This is a genomic window from Neorhizobium tomejilense (assembly GCF_964254135.1).
GTDB classification, from domain to species: Bacteria; Pseudomonadota; Alphaproteobacteria; order Rhizobiales; family Rhizobiaceae; genus Neorhizobium; species Neorhizobium tomejilense.
Genome location: NZ_CAXUSO020000002.1, coordinates 526488 through 547391, shown reverse-complemented (window position 1 = coordinate 547391; position 20904 = coordinate 526488). Strand labels below are relative to the sequence as shown.

20 protein-coding genes are annotated in these 20904 nt (G+C 62.9%); 12 read left to right on the top strand and 8 right to left on the bottom strand.

The genetic code is table 11. The annotated features are described in order from the left end of the window. On the top strand, positions 1-885 hold the full coding sequence (locus ACSQ3G_RS25330; protein ID WP_436112183.1) for an ABC transporter substrate-binding protein: 885 nt from the start codon (positions 1-3) through the stop codon (positions 883-885). Further along, positions 882-2882 carry a Fe(3+)-hydroxamate ABC transporter permease FhuB gene (fhuB, locus tag ACSQ3G_RS25325; protein WP_436112182.1) on the top strand — a complete coding sequence of 667 codons (2001 nt, stop codon included), beginning with the start codon at positions 882-884 and terminating at the stop codon, positions 2880-2882. The genes ACSQ3G_RS25330 and fhuB overlap by 4 nt, the downstream gene beginning before the upstream one ends. Positions 2883-2931: 49 nt before the next feature. On the opposite strand, the gene ACSQ3G_RS25320 is transcribed toward fhuB, so the two are convergent. The 7 genes from ACSQ3G_RS25320 to ACSQ3G_RS25290 all read right to left on the bottom strand — a co-directional run bounded on the left by ACSQ3G_RS25320 (position 2932) and on the right by ACSQ3G_RS25290 (position 8991). Beyond that, a complete protein-coding gene (locus ACSQ3G_RS25320; RefSeq protein WP_436112181.1) occupies positions 2932-3690 on the bottom strand; it encodes an SDR family NAD(P)-dependent oxidoreductase in 759 nt (252 codons plus the stop codon). Then, entirely contained in the window at positions 3687-4706 is a 1020-nt protein-coding gene (locus tag ACSQ3G_RS25315; protein ID WP_436112180.1) for a ketopantoate reductase family protein, read from the bottom strand. Before ACSQ3G_RS25315 ends, ACSQ3G_RS25320 begins: the two co-directional genes overlap by 4 nt. A gap of 254 nt (positions 4707-4960) precedes the next feature. Beyond that, complete coding sequence (locus tag ACSQ3G_RS25310; RefSeq protein WP_256386085.1) at positions 4961-5083, bottom strand: hypothetical protein; 123 nt, start codon at positions 5081-5083, stop codon at positions 4961-4963. A gap of 94 nt (positions 5084-5177) precedes the next feature. Then, positions 5178-5594 (bottom strand): organic hydroperoxide resistance protein, encoded by a 417-nt coding sequence (locus ACSQ3G_RS25305; protein WP_436112179.1) that lies wholly within the window; start codon positions 5592-5594, stop codon positions 5178-5180. 174 nt (positions 5595-5768) lie between these two features. Further along, on the bottom strand, positions 5769-7088 hold the full coding sequence (locus tag ACSQ3G_RS25300) for an ATP-binding protein (protein ID WP_436112178.1): 1320 nt from the start codon (positions 7086-7088) through the stop codon (positions 5769-5771). Continuing rightward, complete coding sequence (locus ACSQ3G_RS25295; RefSeq protein WP_436112177.1) at positions 7085-7825, bottom strand: response regulator; 741 nt, start codon at positions 7823-7825, stop codon at positions 7085-7087. The genes ACSQ3G_RS25300 and ACSQ3G_RS25295 overlap by 4 nt, the downstream gene beginning before the upstream one ends. A gap of 113 nt (positions 7826-7938) precedes the next feature. Next, a complete protein-coding gene (locus tag ACSQ3G_RS25290) occupies positions 7939-8991 on the bottom strand; it encodes an alpha/beta fold hydrolase (protein WP_436112176.1) in 1053 nt (350 codons plus the stop codon). 331 nt (positions 8992-9322) lie between these two features. Here ACSQ3G_RS25290 and ACSQ3G_RS25285 point away from each other — a divergent pair, with 331 nt between their 5' ends. Together ACSQ3G_RS25285 and ACSQ3G_RS25280 are read left to right on the top strand one after the other, a co-directional pair. Beyond that, a complete protein-coding gene (locus ACSQ3G_RS25285) occupies positions 9323-11098 on the top strand; it encodes a cytochrome c biogenesis protein DipZ (protein WP_436112175.1) in 1776 nt (591 codons plus the stop codon). A gap of 47 nt (positions 11099-11145) precedes the next feature. Further along, complete coding sequence (locus ACSQ3G_RS25280; protein ID WP_436112174.1) at positions 11146-11901, top strand: alpha/beta fold hydrolase; 756 nt, start codon at positions 11146-11148, stop codon at positions 11899-11901. Between the two features lie 122 nt (positions 11902-12023). Here ACSQ3G_RS25280 and ACSQ3G_RS25275 read toward each other — a convergent pair whose 3' ends face one another. Further along, complete coding sequence (locus tag ACSQ3G_RS25275; RefSeq protein WP_105439868.1) at positions 12024-12932, bottom strand: helix-turn-helix domain-containing protein; 909 nt, start codon at positions 12930-12932, stop codon at positions 12024-12026. A gap of 165 nt (positions 12933-13097) precedes the next feature. Between ACSQ3G_RS25275 and ACSQ3G_RS25270 the strand changes: the two genes are divergently transcribed. From ACSQ3G_RS25270 to ACSQ3G_RS25235, 8 genes are all read left to right on the top strand, one after another. After that, a complete protein-coding gene (locus ACSQ3G_RS25270; RefSeq protein ID WP_436112173.1) occupies positions 13098-13271 on the top strand; it encodes a hypothetical protein in 174 nt (57 codons plus the stop codon). Further along, the gene (locus ACSQ3G_RS25265; protein WP_046637089.1) at positions 13268-14152 is read left to right on the top strand and encodes a carbohydrate ABC transporter permease; all 885 of its coding nucleotides are present in this window, start codon (positions 13268-13270) and stop codon (positions 14150-14152) included. Before ACSQ3G_RS25270 ends, ACSQ3G_RS25265 begins: the two co-directional genes overlap by 4 nt. A gap of 2 nt (positions 14153-14154) precedes the next feature. After that, positions 14155-15063 carry a carbohydrate ABC transporter permease gene (locus ACSQ3G_RS25260; protein ID WP_436112172.1) on the top strand — a complete coding sequence of 303 codons (909 nt, stop codon included), beginning with the start codon at positions 14155-14157 and terminating at the stop codon, positions 15061-15063. Between the two features lie 4 nt (positions 15064-15067). Next, positions 15068-16177, top strand: a complete 1110-nt coding sequence (locus ACSQ3G_RS25255; RefSeq protein WP_046637091.1) for an ABC transporter ATP-binding protein — start codon at positions 15068-15070, stop codon at positions 16175-16177. Positions 16178-16209: 32 nt separating this feature from the next. Beyond that, on the top strand, positions 16210-17466 hold the full coding sequence (locus tag ACSQ3G_RS25250; protein ID WP_436112171.1) for an ABC transporter substrate-binding protein: 1257 nt from the start codon (positions 16210-16212) through the stop codon (positions 17464-17466). A 4-nt stretch (positions 17467-17470) separates the two neighbouring features. Beyond that, on the top strand, positions 17471-18985 hold the full coding sequence (gene pglA / locus ACSQ3G_RS25245; RefSeq protein ID WP_436112170.1) for a polygalacturonase PglA: 1515 nt from the start codon (positions 17471-17473) through the stop codon (positions 18983-18985). A gap of 6 nt (positions 18986-18991) precedes the next feature. Beyond that, a complete protein-coding gene (locus tag ACSQ3G_RS25240; protein WP_436112169.1) occupies positions 18992-20137 on the top strand; it encodes a glycoside hydrolase family 88/105 protein in 1146 nt (381 codons plus the stop codon). A 95-nt stretch (positions 20138-20232) separates the two neighbouring features. After that, positions 20233-20859, top strand: a complete 627-nt coding sequence (locus ACSQ3G_RS25235) for a class I SAM-dependent methyltransferase (protein WP_436112168.1) — start codon at positions 20233-20235, stop codon at positions 20857-20859. Positions 20860-20904 lie beyond the last annotated feature (45 nt).

The window sequence follows — 20904 nt, the reverse complement described above, 5'->3', positions numbered from 1 at the left end:
TTGAGCGCCGGCTTCCACTATCCGACAAGGCGCGCGTTCCTGGGCGGGATGGGCGCCTTTGCCGCTTTCCCGTTTCGCGGTTTCGCGTCATCCCCTCCCCGGCGCGTCGCCTGCCTGGAGTGGACGGCGGCCGGCATGGTGATGTCCCTTGGACTTGCGCCGATCGCCGTCGGCGATCTCAAAGGGTATAGGCAGTGGGTTGATCAGCCGACATTGCCGGAGACGACGCTCGACCTCGGGTCACGGGGCGAGCCGAGCCTCGAGCTACTGGAAGAGCTCGATCCGGACTTGATTATCGCAACTTACGGATACGGATTGGAGGTCGGCGATTTTGAACGCTTCGCGCCGACCTACAACCTCCCCCTCTATGCCGATAAAACCTCGCCATATGCGCAGGCCAGGCTGGAGACGAAAAGGCTTGGCGAGCGCCTGGGGCGGGAGCGCGAGGCCGAAGCTCTTCTTCTTGGGACAGAACGGGCGATCGACGAATCCCGCTTGCGGCTCGCAAACCGCAACGCAACCCCTCTCTGCCTCTTCACCTTTTTCGACAACCGGCACCTGCGCATCTACGGTGCCGACAGCCTGCTTCAGGATGTGCTGGACCGGCTGGACCTTCGGAACGCATGGGACCGCGAGACAAGCGAATGGGGGATTTCGACGGTCGGCGTGGAGCAGCTCGCAACCATCGGCGACGCCCGGCTCGTTTGTCTGGAGCCGATCATGCCGCATGCGGTGCGGATGATGCGCAGAAGTTCATTGTGGCAAAACCTGCCCGCCGTGCGCGCCCACCCGATCACCTCCATTCCCACCCTCTGGCCGTTCGGCGGGCTGGATGTAGCGGCCCGCTTCGCGTCGCTGCTCGCCGACAATCTGGTTTCGGCATGACAGCCGGCTGGCAGGCTTCGCTGGAGCGGAGATCAACACCCTTCGCCATCCCCGCGCTCCTGGCGTTTGCTGGTCTTTGCGTTCTCCTGACCTCGCTTCGGCTAACCGAGCTGCTGCCGTTGAACCTCTGGTGGAGCGCACTGATCGCACCTGACACGACCCATGTCGGGCAATTGCTCTTCCATCACTCCGCCCTTCCCCGTGTGGCGGTCAGCATCGTCGCCGGCGCAGCACTCGGCCTTGCGGGGGCGATCTTCCAGCAGACCCTGCGCAATCCGCTCGCAGAACCCGCAACCGTCGGCACGGCAGCCGGGGCCAACCTGGCGCTCGGCACAGCCGCCATCCTCGCGCCATTCCTGCTTGAGACGGGTCGCGAACTGGTGGCGATCGGCGGCGGCGCGTTGGCGACGGCGGCGGTCATCCTCATCGCCTGGCGCCGACATCTCTCTCCGGTTTTGCTGGTGCTCGCAGGCCTCGTCGTCAGCCTGGTCTGCGGTTCGGCAAGTGCGCTCCTCGTCGTTCTCGATCGCGACTACATGACGGAGCTTTTCATATGGCAGACAGGGTCCCTCATCCAGAATGGCACGGCCGTGGCGACGAACCTTTCGGTCAATCTGCTGATCGGATTTGCCCTGGCGACAAGCTTGATCCGACCGATGCGCATTCTCGAGCTTGATGACGAGAGTACCCGCAGCCTCGGGTTTTCCCCTGCAGTACTCCGGCTGGCCGGTCTGGCCGTCGCCGTCTGGCTAAGCGCGACCGTCGTTGCCGCAGTCGGTGTCATCGGTTTCGTCGGACTTGCAGCGCCCCATATCGCCGGAGCGCTCGGCGCGCGCACTTTTGCGCGGCGGATGGTTGCAGCGTCGGCAGGTGGCGCATTGCTCCTCTGGTTCACCGACCAGCTCGTGCAGGTTCTGCCGCTGTCGGAAGAAGTGCCGACAGGCACGGCGACAGCGCTCATCGGCGCTCCGCTGCTTCTCCTGCTTCTGCCGCGCATACGGGCAATCATGCCGACGCAGGGCGGGTCCGACACCGCGTCGCCTCGCCACGTGATCCGTTGGTGGATGCCGTTTGCGGCGATAGCCACAATTGCGGTGACAATCGCCCTCAGCCTGTTTTTCGCACGCGGTGCCGATGGATGGCACTGGGCTTCCGGAGCCGAACTTGCCACCTTCCTGCCTCTACGCCTGCCGCGTGCATTGGTGGCGCTGTCGGCGGGCGCGATCCTCGCCGTCTCCGGTACGCTGATACAGCGCATGACAGGCAATCCCATGGCTTCGCCGGAGGTGCTCGGCATATCGTCCGGGGCCGCGATCGGCATCATCCTGCTGTTTCTGATGAGCATCCAACTCGACCGGACGAGCATGATCCTGGCGGCTGCGGCCGGCGCATTGCTGACGCTCGGGGCAATCGTGCTGATGGCGGCAAGGGCATCCTTTTCGCCCGACCATATCCTGCTTGCGGGAATTTCCCTGTCAGCCATCGGCACGGGGCTTGCTGCGCTCGTCCTGGCAAGCGGCGATCCGCGTATCGATTTCCTGCTCGCCTGGCTCTCCGGCTCGACCTACCGGGCAACCTTGAGCGATGCGGCAACGGCGGGCTGTATTTTGCTCCTCATCCTGGCCGGGTCACCGCTCATGGCGCGCTGGCTGGAAATCCTGCCGCTCGGCCAAGCGACCTCGATGTCGCTCGGCATTCCGTTGAAAACCGTGCGGCTTTCCATCCTCCTGGCGGCTGGGCTTTGCGCGGCTGCCGCAACCGTGTTTGTCGGTCCGCTGAGTTTCGTCGGGCTGATCGCGCCACGTGCCGCCGATTATCTCGGCTATCATCGGCCACTGCCTCAGCTTTTCGTCAGCGCGTTCCTCGGCGGTGTCACAATGGCGGTTGCCGACTGGCTCAGCCGGACCATCATCTTTCCCTGGCAGGTACCTGTCGGTCTGCTGGTCGCCCTCGTCGGTGGTCCATTTTTTCTCTGGCAGATTGCGAAACGGAAATGAGCCCCTTCTTCAGGCCTGATCATGTGCGTCGAGATAGGCCCCGCGACGCTCATTTGCCGCCATCCACGCTGATGATCTGCCCGGAAATCCAGCCGGCGAAGTCGGACGCGAAGAACATCACCATGGCCGCGATGTCGTCAGGTGTACCAAGGCGTTTGAGGGCCATATTCTGCAGGAGCCGCGCCTGCCCTTCCTCGCCCATCGCCTCCCATTGTCGCTCGGTCGCCGGGTTGGAGCGCACGAAGCCGGGCGCGACATTGTTGACGGTGATGCCCCACGGCCCCAGTTCATGGGCGAGTTGGCGCGTCAGTCCGATCTGGCCGGCCTTGGCGCTGGCATAGGCCTGGATTCCCGTCAGCGAAATTCCAAGACCGGCGCCGCTGGAGATATTGATGATGCGTCCGGCGTTTTTCCTCTTCATGCAGGGCGCGACCGCCTGGGCCATGAAAAAGGCGCCGGACAGGTTGACGTCGAAGATCGTCTGCCAGTCGCTTTCGGATATTTCCTCGATCGGCCGGCCCACCTGCCCGCGCACGCCGCCCGCATTGTTGACCAGGACGTCCGGCGCGCCGGAGGCTGCCTCGATCGCCCGGACGGTCTCCTGCACGGCACTGCGATTGCCGACATCCAGGACATGCGCCTCGGCCTTGCGCCCGCAGAGCCCGGCCGTTTCATCGAGCCCCGCCGCATCGACGTCACAGGCATGCACCGCCGCGCCGCGGCTCGCGAACCCTTGCGCGATCGCCCGCCCGAAACCGTGGGCAGCACCCGTGACAATCACCACCTTGCCGTCGAACGAAATGTTCATGCGGTCACCGTCGCCAGTTCTTCGAGATTGGCCATGTCGAGCGGACGCTTGCCGTCCTCGATCTCGTGGATCATGGCGATCAGGCGGGCGGCAAGCGGCGTCGGAACGCGCGATTCCCTGCCGATCTCGACGACCGGCATCACCTGCGCGTCCACCTCGGTCTTGCGCTTGCGCACCGCGAGATCGCGCCAGATGCCGGAATGCGATTTCGCCGACCTGCGATTATGCGCCACCATGTCGTCGAACGACGTGTCGGTCTGCTCCGGCGAGGCCAGCGGCCCGAAGGCAGCCGGATCGAACCCGTCGAAGGCTTCCGGCCGGATGTTGTTGATAGCCGCCACCGTCGCGACTTCCAGCGCGAGCCGGCGCAGAACCGGGCGGGCGATTGGATTTTCGAGTACATCGGCGATGCTGTCATTGGTGAGAGCCGTGCCGAACAGCAGCGCACCGTAGATGAGCTTGCCCCACAAGAAGCCCCAGATATTGTTGGTGATCAGGGCCTTCGGCTCGACATGCCGCATCAGCTGATAGATATCCTCGGCCCGATCGGTGAAACGCCCGTCGAGTTCGCCGATCACCGCGGCGCCATGGCCGCTATACTGCACGACGCCCGGCTCCAGATAATCCGCCCCGAAATTGACGAAGCAGCCGATGACGCGATGTTCTCCGACGATGCGGGCAATCACGCGTTCGTTGAGCCCGTTTTGGGCGGAGACCACATATCCGTCGGCGGGGAGATGCTGGACGAGAGACCTTGCCGCCGCCTCCGTGTGATGGGCTTTGACGCAGAGGAAAGTCCGCTGATACTGGCCTTCCAGCTCTTCCGGCAGATACGCTCTGGCCTGGACGGTATCCTCGAAGATCGGGCCGACGATCTTCAGTCCCTTCTCGTTGATCGCATCGACATGGTCCTTGACGTTGTCGACGAAGATCACATCCTCGCCGGCGCGGATGAAAGCCGCACCCAGCGTGCCGCCGATCGCACCGGCGCCCCAGATCAGAATTGGCTGGCTCATGCCCAAGCTCCCTCCAAAAGCCGCCCGCATTCCTGCGAGCGCGATATTCCACATTGCCTAACGCGCGTCCGTTGCAGTTTGCTTGAAACGACAGGGCCACAGCATGACGATATTCGTTTCACCGGCATGGCGGACACGCGCATTCCGAGGAGTAGACCACTACGGTCGCGTGGTCGAGTACCGGTCGGGATCGCGAAGCATGTGACGACGGCGACCGGGTTCGCGCTTCCGGCCGCCGTTTTTCCGGACGGATTTCAGAACGAGGAACCTGCAGCCAGCAGACCGGCCAAGGCCGATGGCTCCAGTGAGGTTACGTCGTATATGCAGGGCGCCGCAAAGACGGCCGCTCCCAGGATGCAGATGATCACCAATCTCATGGGGTTCTCCAGGGACGAGGCGCCGGCCTCGTCCGGTTATCGGTTCTTGCCCGTCGCCGCGGCGGTTCCGGCGCGACGCGCAAACCGCGTTTCCTCAGGCGAGGATCAGCTCGACATTGATGTTGCCGCGGGTCGCCTTCGAATAGGGGCAGGTCTGGTGAGCCTCTTCGACAAGCTCCTTGGCAAGTTGCGGATCGATGCCCGGCAGGCTGATGTTGAGGCGGGCCTGCAGGAAATATGCGCCCTCGGTCGTCCCGAGGTCGACCTCGGCATCGACCACCGTCTCGGTGGGCAACTTGATCTTCCGCTTAGCTGCGGCAAGACCCATGGCGCCGATGAAACACGCCGACCATCCGGCTGCGAAGAGCTGCTCGGGATTGGTGCCGGCATGCGCGCTGCCGGGAGGTGAAAGCTTGACGTCGAGCTGGGCGTCGTCGCTGCGCGAGAACCCATCGCGCCCGCCGGTCGTGCGGGTCTTGCCGGTATAAAGAACCTTGTCGATCCTGGTCATGGAACACTCCTTTGTTGGTGTCGCCGGTTGCGACATCCGTTGACGGGAGTGGTTTGACGGGCCGAGGTATCCGGCATGTTTCCGGAATCGTTGGAAATGTATCGAACCGTAGCGCGGACTTCGCCGGACATCCTTTCATACAAACAGCTTCGGAAAATCAGCCAATTTCCGGTATCAACGGATGGCGACTTCGGCAGCCAGCCCGCCACCGGCGCGGTTGTAGAGCCTCACCGAGCCGCCGAGCGCTGCAGCAAGCTGCTGGGCGATGGCAAGACCAAGCCCCGAGCCGCCGGTTTCGCGGTTGCGGGATTGCTCCAGCCTGAAGAATGGCTGCATGGCCGCCCCCAGCATCTCTTCCGGAATTCCCGGCCCGCGATCGAGGACGGTGATGACGATGGCGCCCTCGCCCCTTCGCTCGACGCTGATCTCGGCCGCGCCGGCAAATTTCACCGCATTGTCGATGAAGTTCGAGAGGATGCGGCGTAGCGCGTGCGGTTTGGTGGACGCGGTGCCCTGTACCACGCCGGCGACGGTCACCCGCTTGCCGGTGTCCTGATAATCATAGGCAATGCTGTCGATGAACGAGGCAAGATCGATGCGGGAAACTTTTTCGCCATTGCCATGCGCGCTGCGCGCATAGGCTATGCCGTCCTGCACCAGCCGCTCGATCTCGCCGAGGTCATGCACCAGCTTGTCCCTCTCGGGCGAATCGTCCGCCATGTCGGCACGCAGCCGCATGCGGGTGATCGGTGTCTGGAGATCGTGGGAGATGGCGGCGAGAATCTGCACCCGTTCCTCGAGATAATGGACGATCCGGTCGCGCATGGCGTTGAAGGCCCGTGCCGCATGGGCGACTTCGCTCGGGCCGGTCTCGCTCAAGGGCGGGCCTTTGCTGTTGGGATCGAGCGCATCGGCTGCGGCCGCAAGGTCTCCAAGTGGGCGGATCGCCTGCCGGACCGCAAACCAGGTGCAGATCACCAGAAGCGCCATCTGGACGGCGAACACGTAAGGAAGCCACTCGGCGATCGGCATGACACCCCTCGGCGTGACGTCGATGGTGAGTGGAGAGCCGTCGGAAAGGGTGAGGTGACCCTGCAGCCGCCTGACGTCACCGGGGATGGACTCCACCCGCAGCGGGAACCGATGTCCCACCGCCTCCTGGATCTTGCCGATAATCTCGGCGCCGCGGCCGGACACTTCCGGCACGCCGGCAGTCCCCGAGCCGAGCACCAGGCGGTAGTTGCCGCGGCTCAACCGATCCAGCCAATCGGCCCGCTCGCCGGCCGGCAGCCGGTCGAGAATGGCGATCGATGTCGCAAGATCATTTTCAAGCGTGCCGAGCATGACGGCCTTTGCCGACATGTAACGTTCGATAAAGAGGATGCTGAAGGAGAGCCCGTAGGCGATCGCGAGGCCGGCGAACAGGATGAGGAAAAGTCGGGCACGCAGGGTGCTAGGCCATAATTTTCCCAAGCGGGAGACGCTGGCGCTCACGGCTTCGGCTCCGAGATCTCGACGGGAACCGAGAAGACGTAACCTTCGCTGCGCACGGTCTTGATATAGATCGGCTCGCGCGCATCGTCGCCGAGCCGCTGGCGAAGCCGGCTCACCAGAAGATCGATCGACCGGTCGAACAGGTCCGCATCTCGGCCTTGCGTGAGGTTGAGGATCTGGTCGCGGTTGAGCACACGCTGCGGATGATCGATGAAGACGCGCAGCAGCCGGTATTCTGCACCGCTCAGCGCGATTTCCGTGCCCTGTCTGTCGAGCAGATGGCGGCCGACTGTATCGAGCCGCCAGTCGCCGAAGCTCAGCAGCTGGCCCGCCTCGCTGATCTGCAGATTGGGCGGCAGCATGCGCGTCCGGCGCAGGACGGCCTTGATGCGCGCCAGCAATTCGCGCGCGGCAAACGGTTTCGGCAGATAGTCGTCGGCGCCCATTTCGAGCCCGATGATCCGGTCCATTTCGTCGCTGCGGGCAGTCAGCATCAGGATCGGCGTCGCCTTGTGCTTGCCGGCCCTGAGCTCGCGGCAAAGGACGAGCCCGTCATCGCCCGGCATCATCACGTCGAGCACGATCAGGTCGACCGTATTGGTCTCGAGAAAACTGCGCATCTGGCGGCCATCCGCGGCCACCGTCGCCCGGAGGCCGTTCTTCTTCAGGTAGCTCGACACCAGTTCGCGGATTTCGCGGTCGTCATCGACGATCAGGATATGGTCGATATGATCCATTTTCGGGCTTCAAATCCTTGTCCGATGAGAACGGTATCGCACCGCCCTTCCTTCTTTAAACCGCAGGATGGCTGCCGCGAAGCCACGAAATATCTCCGCGGCAGCCATCGGGCTCAAAACCGGTCGACGTCCAGAACAGCCTGCGCAAAGGCCTGCGGGGCCTCCTGCGGCAGGTTGTGGCCGATGCCGCCGGTGATGGTCCGATGCTCGTATTTTCCGGAGAACTTGCCCGCATAGGCAGAAGGATCGGCATGCGGTGCGCCGTTGGCATCGCCTTCCAGGGTGATCGTCGGCACCGGGATCATCGGCCCCATGGCGAGCTGCTGTTCGAAGGCATCGAACCGGGCCTCGCCTTCGACAAGACCCAGTCGCCAGCGGTAGTTATGGACAACGATCTCGACGTGGTCGGGATTGTCGAATGCGACGGCCGATCTTTCAAAGGTCGCGTCGTCGAATTTCCAGGTGGGCGACGCCGTCTGCCAGATAAGCCTGTTGAAATCACGCCGGTTTTGCTCGTAGCCCAACCGGCCGCGCTCGGTGGCGAAATAGAACTGGTACCACCATGCAAGCTCGGCTTTCGGCGGCAGAGGTTTTTTGTTGATTTCCGGGCTGCCGATCAGGTAGCCGCTCACCGATACCATCGCCTTGCAGCGTTCCGGCCAGAGCGCCGCCATGATGTTGGCGGTCCTGGCGCCCCAATCGAAGGCGGCGACGATCGCCTTGTCTATCCCGAGCGCATCGAGGAGCGCGATCATATCGGCCGCAATGGCCGACTGCTGGCCGTTGCGCGGCATATCCTTCGACAGGAAGCGTGTCGTGCCGTAGCCCCTGAGATAGGGCACGATGACCCGATAACCGGCAGAGGCGAGCAGCGGCGCGACATCCACAAAGCTGTAGATGTCGTAGGGCCAGCCATGCAGCAGCAAAACGACGGGGCCGTCTGCCGGACCGGCCTCGGCATACCCCACCTCGAGCACGCCCGCCCTGACCTGCTTCAGCCTTTCGAAGGACGGGTGGGTGCCGGCCTTGACGGCGGTCAATGGCGTCGCGGCAGGCGACGAAGACTGGGCACCGGCAGTGCCGGTCATTCCGAATTCGACCGCTGCAACGGTCATGGCGGCAACGCCGAAGAAGCGGCGACGCTGGTGGTTGATTGGGTCGGACATCGATCTCTCCAATTCGTGTTGATCACGATCGGAAGGAAGCCGGGGCCATGTATCCCCGATGTGTCCCGAGCCGCGGGTTTTGCATGCGGATGTAGCATCCGGCCGCCGGGATACGTTCTGATACAATTCAGGCACAGCCGATCCGGCCGCCTTCCGCCGCGCCTGGCGATTTGTGTCGCTCTGTAGCGCATCGGCGGTTTCCTACACTTCGGTACATTTCCCTCGAACCCGGACACATCCGGGATACGTCGCGCCGACCAGATTGGCTCCGTTGCTGGTCGAGCCGCACCGCCGCCCAGAACCCGAACATCCGGTGTCAAAGGAAACGACGATGACGCTTCTTATCATTGCCTATCTCGGAGGCGCGCTGACGATCCTCAGCCCGTGTATTCTCCCCATCCTTCCCTTCGTCTTTGCGCGCGCCGGGCAACCGTTCGTCCGCAGCACCTTGCCGATGCTGATCGGCATGGCCGCCACCTTTGCGCTCGTCGCCACGCTTGCAGCCGTCGGCGGTAGCTGGGCGATCCACGCCAACGAATACGGCCGGCTCGCCGCCATCCTCCTGCTCGCAGTCTTCGGCATCAGCCTCCTTTCGTCGCGCGTCGCAAGCTTCGTCACTCGCCCGGTCGTCGACTTCGGAAACCGGCTCCTGAATGCCTCGGGCACAGCCGGTACGGTGCCCACGGTGACGAGCTCGCTGGTCCTCGGCGTCGCGACCGGCCTGCTCTGGGCTCCCTGCGCCGGCCCCATTCTCGGCCTGGTCCTCACCGGGGCCGCATTGCAGGGCGCGAACCTCGAAACGACATTCCTGCTCGTCGCCTATGCCGCCGGAGCAGCGACTTCCCTCGCCGTTGCGCTCATCGTCGGCGGAAAGGTCTTTGCCGGAATGAAGCGTTCGCTCGGTGTCAGTGAACGGATCCGCCAGGTCCTGGGTGCCGCCGTGCTTGCCGGCGTCGCGGTCATTGCGCTTGGCCTCGATACCGGCCTGCTCGCCCGTCTGTCCTATGCCAGCACCGCCTCCTTCGAACAGGCGGTGCTCGACAGGCTGCATTCCAAGCCCGTAACCGGCACGCCTTCGGAAACCGCCGGTAATGGCATGACGAGCGCCGCAGCCGATACCACCCGACCGTTCCGCAGCAACCTTCCGGTCGAAGGTCGTGCACCTTCGCTCGACGGCGCGGTCGAGTGGCTGAACTCGCCGCCGCTGACCTCGGAACAGCTCCGCGGCAAGGTCGTACTGGTGGATTTCTGGACCTATTCCTGCATCAACTGCATCCGCGCCGTGCCTTACGTCCGCGCCTGGGCCGAGAAGTACAAGGATCAGGGCCTCGTGGTTATCGGCGTGCACGCCCCGGAATTCGCCTTCGAGAAGAAGATCGACAACGTCAGAAAGGCCGTCGGCGACTTCAAGATCGGCTATCCGGTTGCAATCGACAACGACTACAAGATCTGGCGCGCCTTCGAGAACAGCTATTGGCCCGCCCAGTACCTGATCGATGCCAAGGGCCAGATTCGCTATCACCACTTCGGCGAGGGCAACTACAAACAGTCCGAGCAGGCGATCCAGGATCTGCTGCGCGAGGCCGGAAGCGAGATGGCAGCCAGCGCGCCGGTCGTGCCCGACGCCAAGGGCGCGGAGACAAGCCCGGATCTGCGCAACGTCCGCTCCGGCGAAACCTATCTCGGCTACAAGCGCGCCACCAATTTCGCCTCCCGGGAAACCCTGCGCGCCGACGCCGCCCGCGACTATTCGATCGAGGAACCCAGCCTCAACGAATGGGGCCTCTCCGGCACCTGGACCGTCGGTGCGGAACAGGCGACGCTCAGTCAGCCGGGCGGCGGCATCGCCTACAGGTTCAGCGCCCGCGATCTGCATCTCGTCCTCGGTCCCGGCGCCGCCGGCATGCCGGTCCGCTTCCACGTGACGATCGATGGCAAGGCTCCCGGAATGAACCACGGCGCCGATATCGACGCAGACGGCAACGGCACGGTGACTGCGACAAAGCTTTACCAGCTCGTTCGTCAGGCCGGCGATGTCGAGGCGCGCAATTTCGAGATCCGCTTCCTCGATCCGGGTGTCGAAGCTTATGCCTTCACCTTCGGTTAGGCCCCATCCCAAACCCAATCCTACATCAACTGACAGGAGTTAAGCTCATGAAAAGACGTATTTCCACCTTCGCACTTGCCTTTGCCACCAGCGTCATCGCGTTTGCGGCGCAGGCCGCGGATGTGAAGAACATCGTCATCGTCCATGGCGCATTGGCCGATGGCTCGAGCTGGCGCAAGGCAACCGAAATCCTCGAAAGGCGCGGCTTCAACGTGACGATCGTTCAGCAGCCGATCACCTCACTTGCCGACGATATCGCCGCCACCAACCGGGTGCTGGACCTCCAGGACGGCCCGACCCTGCTCGTCGGACACAGCTACGGCGGCATGGTGATTACCGAAGCCGGACACAACCCGCATGTCGCCGGTCTCGTCTACGTGGCGGCGTTCCAGCCCGACAAGGGCGAAAGCCTGCTCAGCCTCGCAAGCTCCAAACCGGCGGGCGGCATGAACATCCGCGAGACGAAGGACGGCAAATATCTCTATATCGACCCGGCCGCATTCCCGGGCGATTTCGCGGCGGACCTGCCGAAGGACGAGGCCCGGTTCCTCGCCCGGTCGCAGGTATTTGCCGCCAAGGAGGCTTTCTCGGCCAAGGTCGGCAATCCCGCCTGGCAAACCAGAAAAAGCTGGTCGATCGTCGCCACCGAGGATCGCTCCATTAATCCGGAACTGGAACGGGACATGGCCCGGCGAGCCGGCAGCGACATCACCGAGATCAAGGCAAGCCATGCCGTTTTTGCCTCCCAGCCGGAGAAGGTCGCCGACGTCATCGAGCGCGCGGCCAGGCAGGCGGGCAAATAGCTCGCGTAAACAATCGCCCGGCGCCGGGAGAATTCCGGCGCCGGGTCTGCCAATCTGCGGCAAGGTCGGCCTGAAACCCATCGAAGCCCGCCTTTAAACCCGGCCCAGAGACTTCGACCTATTCAGCGGGTCAGCGGATAGATGAGCTGGCCATCTTCCTCGCCTCTCGGGAAGGCGCCCTCGCGGCTGCGCTTTTCTGATTGCTGATAGCCCTGCGGGCTGATGCCGATATAGCGTTTGAACATGCGGGAGAAGTAGTAGGCGTCCGTATAGCCGGAAAGCTCGGCGGCGCGCTTTACCGTACAACCGCCGGCCATCAGGCCCATGGCTCGCTCCATCCGCTTGAATTCCTGGAATTTGTCGGGCGTCCAGCCAACGCGCTTGCGGAACTCCCGCTTGAAGTAATCCGGGTTGTAGGGCACCGAATCGATCGTTCTTCCGACGATCTCCTCGCCCAGCGGATCGGCCGCGATCTGGCTCGCCGCCACCATGACCGAAAAGGACAGCGCATCCGGATTGTTGACGTTGCCGACCGACTGCTCCCTCCAGCCGATATGAGCCTGTTCGATGAATTCGATCAACAGGAACATGAAGAGGTGATGCTGAAGCAGCGTCGTCGAATAGGGCGGCGAATTGTCGTGGTAATAACGCGTCAGCGGCTCCATCATCTCCCAGCGGGCGAGCGTGACGGCGTGCTTCAGGTTCATCTGGGCGATCAGGTCGAGCCGTCCGAAGAGGTCGAGCGTGAAATGCTGGGCGATGCCGGTATAGGCCTCGCGCGAGGTCGAATGGCCGGAAAACCACGTATTCGCAGGCAGGAGCATCGCCCTGCCCGGCGCCATGTCGATTGTCTCGCCCCCGACTTCATAACGTGCCGAGCCCGTCAGGCAGATGATCAGGTCATGCACGCTGTTCGATTTGTCGACGCCCCAGGTATGGGAGTGCTGCATCCTTATGGTTGAGCGCGTCAGCGTCAACGCCATCGCGTTCATCGGAATGGCAGACAGAACGCTACCTTCGATTTTCTCCATCCTTTTCCCCGAATTCGTCGATTTGATCTGACTGGTAAAGTGAGAATATCAGCCCGGGAGCTAAGAACTCAACACGCCTGAGACATTAATGGGAGGAAATGGCGCTTCAATTGCGGGAGCCTGACGGATCAGGTGTGTGCGCAAATCGAAGGGCCAGAAGTCGCGATGCACAATAAAGCAAGTGTCTCTTCGTTCAACATCGCCGCTATCGACGGTGGTTCGCTCAACTGCGCGACGAACCTCACGGGCGACCTTGCCCGTGACCGAGCCGTCACCGCACATGCCGGTCGAATGCACCGCCTGCCGGAAGCGCTGGCCGGACTGGGGCGGGCGGCATGAGCGGCGACAACAAATTCCTTGGGCTTATCTATCTGTCGCCCTTCATCATCGGGCTCCTGGTTTTCACCGCCCTGCCCTTCCTTGCGTCGCTCTATCTGAGCTTCACCAACTATAACCTGATGAACGAGCCGGTCTTCACGGGCCTGCAGAACTATATCCGGCTGTTCACCAATGACCGGACGTTCCGCAAGTCGCTCTGGGTCACGCTGGTCTACGTGTTCACGACGGTGCCGTTGAAGCTCGCTTTCGCGCTCTTCATGGCGGTGATCCTCAATTACAAGCTGAAGTTCATCAACGTCTTCAGGACGGCCTATTACGTGCCCTCGATCCTCGGCGGTTCGATCGCCATCGCGGTTCTGTGGCGCTACATCTTCGCCGATGTCGGCCTCGTCAACATGGGCCTCGCCCTCATCGGCTTCGAGCCGGTCAACTGGTTCGGCGACCCGACCAATGCGCTGTTCACCATCACGCTCCTACGCCTCTGGCAGTTCGGTTCGGCCATGGTGATCTTCCTCGCAGCCCTCCAGAGCATCGACAAGACGCTCTACGAGGCAGCCTCGATCGACGGCGCCGGCAAATGGACGAGCTTCGTCTACATCACCCTGCCGCTGATCACGCCTGTCATCTTCTTCAACCTGATCATGCAGATGGTCCAGGCCTTCCAGGAGTTCAACGGACCCTACATCATCACCCAAGGGGGGCCTTTGAAATCCACCTATCTCCTGCCGATCTACATCTATGACGAGGCCTTCAAGCGCTTCGACATGGGTTATGCCTCGGCCATCGCCTGGGTCCTGTTCCTCATCATCATGGCCCTCACCCTCATCGCCTTCTGGTCTTCGCGCCACTGGGTCTATTACGCCGGCGACAAGAGGAGCTGACCATGACCGATCACATCCTCTCCCAGAATTCACCAGCCGCCCGCGACATCGACGTTGTCCGCAGCCGCGAAACGCGCCGCCACCGCTTCAATGCCGCGCTGCGTTACGCCCTGCTGACGGTGGTCGGGCTCTTGATGCTCTATCCGCTGATCTGGCTGATCGGGGCATCGTTCAAGACCAATTCGGAGATCTTCTCCAATCCCGGCTTCTGGCCGGAGAACCCGACGCTCGACGGCTATATCAGGGGCTGGAAAACCTCGACGCCCTATTCCTTCGGCACGTTCTTCATCAACACGCTGTGGATCGTCATCCCGAAGGTGATCGGCACGGCGATTTCCTGCACGGCGGTCGCCTATGGCTTTGCCCGCTTCGATTTCCCGTTCAAGAAGGTGCTGTTTTCCGCGCTGATCGCGACGCTGCTCCTGCCGAACGTCGTCACCCGCATTCCGCAATACCTGATCTTCCGCGATCTCGGCTGGCTCGACAGCTACCTGCCGCTCTGGGTGCCTTCGGCGCTGGCGGGCGATGCCTTCTTCGTCTTCATGCTGGTGCAGTTCCTGCGCGCCATACCGCGCGACATGGAGGAAGCAGCCCGGGTCGACGGCGCCACCACCTGGCAGACGTTGATCTTCATCGTCGTGCCGCTTCTGATGCCGGCGCTGATCTCGGTCTGCCTGTTCCAGTTCATGTGGACGATGAACGACTTCCTCGGGCCGCTGATCTACATCTCCTCGGTCGAGAAATACCCGATCTCGCTGGCGCTGAAACTGTCGATCGACACGACCGAAGCCTTCGAATGGAACCGGGTCCTGGCGATGTCAGTCCTGTCGCTGGCACCGGCACTCGCGGTCTTCTTCCTCGCCCAGAAATATTTCATCGACGGGATCTCCTCCGGCGGGATCAAAGGATAGTCACATGGCGCGTCTTCAACTGAGAAACCTCGAAAAGGACTACGGTTCGTTCCGCGCCGTGCATGGCATCAACCTCGATGTCGAAGACGGCGAGTTCATGGTGCTGGTCGGGCCCTCCGGCTGCGCCAAGTCCACCACGCTTCGGATGATCGCCGGGCTGGAACGGGTGACCGGCGGCGAGATCCGCATCGGCGGCGAACTGGTCAACGACAAGACGCCGGGCGACCGCGGCATATCCATGGTCTTCCAGAACTATGCGCTCTATCCGCATATGAAGGTCCACAAGAACCTCTCCTTCAGCATGCGGCTGAAGCGCCGTCCGGCCGCCGAGATCGAACAGGCCACAAGCCACGTCTCCAATCTTCTCGAGATCGACCCCTTGCTCGACCGGCTTCCAAAACAGCTCTCCGGCGGCCAGGCGCAGCGCGTCGCGGTCGGCCGGGCGCTGATCAAGAAACCGCAGGTCTTCCTGTTCGACGAGCCGCTCTCCAACCTCGACGCCAAGCTGCGCGCCTCGATGCGCGTGCGCATCACCGACCTGCACAAGCGGCTGAAGGCGGACGGCCAGCAGGCGACCGTCATCTACGTTACCCACGACCAGACCGAAGCCATGACCATGGGCGACCGCATCTGCGTCATGAGGGACGGCCACATCATGCAGGTCGCCGATCCGGTGACCCTCTACAGCCGCCCGGCCAATACATTCGTCGCAGGCTTCATCGGCAGCCCGGAAATGAATTTCCTCGACGGCACGTTCGAGGGAGAGAACAGCGTGCGGGCAGCGGAGCAGGTGATCGTGCTCGGCGACGAGTTCACCAAGCGGATTTCCGGACGTAGCGAGCACGTCACGCTCGGCATCCGGCCGCAGCACCTGCGCATCGTCGCGGCCGAAACGCCCGGCACCATCAAGGGCAAGCTTACCCATATCGAGTTCATGGGGCACGAAGTCTACCTCTATGTCGACATCGGCCCGAAACGCCTCATCGCCGTGGTGCCGTCCGCGTCCTACGACCGCGGCGCGCTTCGCGACGACTGGGTCTGGCTGAGCCCGGACCCGAAGGGAGTGCATCTGTTCGACCGCCAGTCCGGGGAGAACATCAGCCTGGCGATTTGAAACTTCATCGTTCCAACTTGGGAGGAGCCAAAATGAGAACCATGTTCATGACGGCGGCTTTGTTTGCCGCCACCAGCCTTTCGACCGCATTCGCCGCGGACCTGCGCATGTCCTGGTGGGGCAGCGACGACCGCCATGTCGCGACCCAGCAGGCCCTGAAGGTCTGCGGCGCGAAATTCGGCCACACGATCGCGCCTGAATTCACCGGCTTCCAGGGCCATCAGGAAAAGATCGCCACCCAGCTCGCCGGCCGCACCGAGGCCGACATCATGCAGGTGAACTGGCCCTGGCTGCCGCTGTTCACCAAGAACGGCGACGGCTTTGCCGACCTGAACCAGTACAAGGACATCATCGACCTCAGCCAGTGGTCGAAGTCGGATCTCGACAGCGGCACCGTCAAGGGCAAGCTGAACGGCATTTCCGTCTCCACCACCGGCCGCGTCTTCATGTTCAACAAGACGACCTACGACAAGGCCGGTGTCCCAATCCCGAAAACCTGGGAAGAGCTGATCGCCGCAGCCCCGAAGATGAAGGAAAAGCTCGGTAAGGAATATTATCCGTTCGAGGGTGCGGCTCTCGACGCCCGCCTAATGGTGATCCTGCGCACCACCCAGAAGACCGGCAAGGACCTGATCGACCCGGCCACCAACAAGGTCGCCTGGAGCGAAGCCGAACTCGCCGAAGGCCTGGAATTCTACAAGACGCTGGTCGACAAGGGCGTCATCGAGAGCTGGAAACAGGTCGCCGCCGGCGGCAATACGCCGCTGCATGAAAACCAGAAATGGGCCAAGGGCCAGGTCGCCGGCACCTACCAGTGGGACAGCACCTACGGCAAGATCGCAACGCCGATGGAAAAGGGGCAGGAGCTCGTGCCCGTCAAGCTGTTGACGATCGAGAGCGCCAAGACCGACGGCGTCTACCGCAAGCCCTCCATGCTGTTTTCGATCTCCAGGAACAGCAAGGACCCGAAGGCCGCGGCGCAGGTGCTCAATTGCCTGCTCAACGACCCGGAAGCCGTCAAGATCATGGGGGCGACGCGCGGCATTCCGTCCAGCAAGGCGGCGCTCGATACGCTGACGAAGGAAGGCAAGATCAAGCCGGTGCAGCTGGAAGCCTACAAGCGGGTAATGGAGCCGACCAGCCCCGGCGTCTCGCCGCTTAACGAGCATCCGCGCGTCACCGAAGTCTTCGACACCAATTTCGAAGCCTTCGCCTATGGCCAGCAATCCTCCAAGGATGCCGCAACCGAGATCATCGCCGGCATCAACCAAGCGCTGACGGGGATCTGAGGACGTGACGGACGTCGCCATCGAACTCCTGATTGCCGGCCCCCGCAACGCGACCTTCCGCGTCGATGCCGAAAGGTATCTTCACACACGCGATGACGCGCTTGCCTGGCAGGTTCGGGAGATCGACGGCGCGTTGGTCGCCGAGGGGACGACACGGACTGTCGTCTTCTCGGTCGCCTCCCTTGAGCCGGGCACAACCTACCTTTTCCATGCAGGTGATGCCCGGCTCGAATTTACCACACGGCGGGAAACCACCGCGATCGACATCCGCGATTTCGGCGCCTCGACGGACGCACAGGACAATGCGCCGGCGATCCAACGGGCCATCGCGGTGCTCGCTCCCGGAGGCACTCTGAGAATACCGGCCGGGCGCTGGCTGAGCGGTCCGATCTTCCTCAAGAGCGACATGACCCTTGTCCTCGAAGACGGCGCGGAGCTCGCGGCAATCGCCAACAGGCAAGACTTTCCCATCCTGTCGTCGCGCCATGCGGATGGCCGCATTCTCGGCACCTGGGAAGGCGTGGCGGAGGCCTGTTACGCGAGCCTGATCAACGCGATCGACTGCCGCAATGTTCATCTTGCCGGCACAGGCATCATTGACGGCGGCGGCGACCGCGGCGACTGGTGGTCCTGGCCGAAGGAAACACGCCAGGGCGCCAGGCGCCCCCGCACCATCTTCCTGTCGGCATGCGAGGACGTCACGCTTTCCGGCCTCACCATTCGCAATTCGCCGTCCTGGACGGTCCACCCGGTTTTCTGCAAACGGCTTATCGCCGCCGATCTCACGATCGAGAACGATCCGGATTCCCCGAATACCGACGGTTTCAACCCCGAAAGCAGCTCCGATATCCATCTTGTCGGCCTGCACATTTCCGTCGGCGACGATTGCATTGCCCTCAAGGCCGGCAAACGCAGCCTTCTCGGTGGGCCGGACCGCCCGACCGAGTATGTGCGGATCGAAAACTGCCTGATGGAGCGCGGCCATGGCGCGGTGGTCATCGGCAGCGAGATGAGCGCCGGCATCAGCGACATCGCCATCCGAAACTGCCACTTCAAGGGAACTGATCGGGGGCTGCGCATCAAGACGCGCCGCGGACGCGGCGGCACGGTCGCCAATATCCACCTTGCCGACAGTCTGATGGAGGACGTCGCAACGCCGGTCGCCGTCAATTCCTTCTATTTCTGCGATGCCGACGGCCGGTCCGATTACGTCCAGTCCCGGTCGCCGCTGCCGGTCTCCCTGGAGACGCCGAGCATAAGCTCGATCACCGTGAAGAATGTTACCGTTTTCGGCGCGCGAACGGCGGCCGCTGTCTTCTACGGTCTGCCGGAAGCCGCGATCCGCGACATTGCCTTCGAGAACTACACCGTTTCCTTCGCGCCGGATGCCGAGGCCGAAGTGCCGGAAATGGCCTCTCTACTCCTGCCGCTCCGGCATGCCGGGATCGTTGCGGAAAACGCCGTTTTCAGCCGCCTTGTGCGACTTTCTCCGGTTTCCATTCATCCAGCTCAAGACTGAAATCCCATGCTTCAGGACTATTTCGAGAATTACGCGCGCGATTATGAATATTACAAAGGCGGCGCCTGGTGTTACGAGGACGGTTGCCTCTATCGCGGCCTGATCGCGCTTTACGAAGCGACCGGCGAGCGCCTGTGGCTGGATCATCTCCTCCGTCTGGTGAGCGGCCAGATCGACGCGCAAGGCCGGCTTGTCGGCTACGCGATCGACGAATTCAACATCGACAACATCCTGCCCGGCCGGGCGCTCGTCTTTCTCCACCGGCTGACCGGCGAGAGCCGCTGGCTTGATGCCGCCGCACCGCTGGCGCGACAGCTCGAAACGCATCCGCGCACCGACAGCGACGTCTATTGGCACAAGCTGCGTTACCCGCATCAGATCTGGCTGGACGGGCTCTATATGGCGCTGCCCTTCAAGGTGGAATACGCCCAGGCGGTCTCAAAACCCCAGGCCGTCGAGGAAGCGCTCCGGCAGTTCACGACGGCGCTCGACCTCACTTATGACCGGCAGGCGGATCTTTATCGCCACGGTTACGACGAGGCCCGGCAACAGGCCTGGGCGGATGCGGAAAGCGGCCTTTCGCCGGCCCATTGGGCAAGATCGATCGGCTGGCTGGCGATGGCCTTCGTCGACATCATCGAACACCTGCCCGCCGGCGCAGCCCGGCGGGAGTTGACCGACCGCGCCGCGGCGCTGGCATCCCGGATCATTGCTCTTCGCACCGCGGATCACCGCTGGCTGCAGGTCATCGACCGGCCGGACGAGGCGCAGAACTATCCCGAAAGCTCGGCCACCGCGATGTTCTCCTATTTCCTCCAGAAGCTCGCGCGGCTCGGCGGCCCGGCTGCCGTTTCTGAGGCCGGTCGAGCAAGCCTGCAATCGCTGACCGGACAGGAGCTGCGGCGGGATGCGGATGGACGGCTGAGGCTTCACAACATCTGTTGCGTCGCAGGCCTCGGAGGCTTCAACGGTCGCTATCGCGACGGCACCGTCGGCTATTATCTTTCCGAGGAAATCCGCCCCGACGACATCAAGGGTGTCGGACCTTTGATGATGGCCTATGCGGAAACGCTGCTGGACACGCGATCGGTGATGTCCCAGTCTGGGCGGATGGGAGACCAGGTCGAGCTCAGCACCGCCGTCAAACGATAGCAACGCCCGGTAGTATCTCAGATCGAACTTCTGCTATGGTTGGGAGATGGCCTCTCACTCGTTGGGGGCCCTTGTCTTGACGGAGGAGCGCTAAGATGAGCACCGACAGGGACACTGTGCGGTCTTATGATACGGTTGCGACGGAGTACGCTGCTGAAGCCGCGGCGATGCCCGAATGGGTGGCGACAGAGATCGATGCGTTCGTGACCGGGCTGGGTGGCTCGGGGAGGGTGCTGGAGATCGGAAGCGGTGGCGGGCGAGATGCACTTGAGCTTGAGAAGCGCGGGATTAGCGTCCGGCGCACCGACATTTCGAAGGGTTTCGTCGAACTGCTTCGCGAGAATGGCTTTAAGGCCGACCTGCTGGACCCGCTGACCGAAGACCTGGCCGACCCGCAGCGTCCCGGCACGCCGTATGACGGGATCTGGGCCTGTGCCTGCCTGATTCACGTCGCGCGCGAAGATTTGCCCGTGGTGCTTGGACGGCTTGCCGAGGCGACCCGGTCCGGCGGCCGGTTGCACGCTTCGGTTAGAGAGGGTGATGGCGAGGATGTGTCCACACACGGCAGCGCTGGAGCGCCTCGGCGCTACGTCGAAACGTACTGGCGCGAGCCTGCCCTGCGATCCGCACTCACAGACGCTGGCTGGATCGTCAGCGAGATACGCCGGTGCGTCGGAAGCCCCAATGATTGGTGGCTGAGCGTTCGGGCGAGCCGGGCGTGACGCACAGAGCTTTAGGTCCGGATGGACACCAGGCCGGGTAGACCG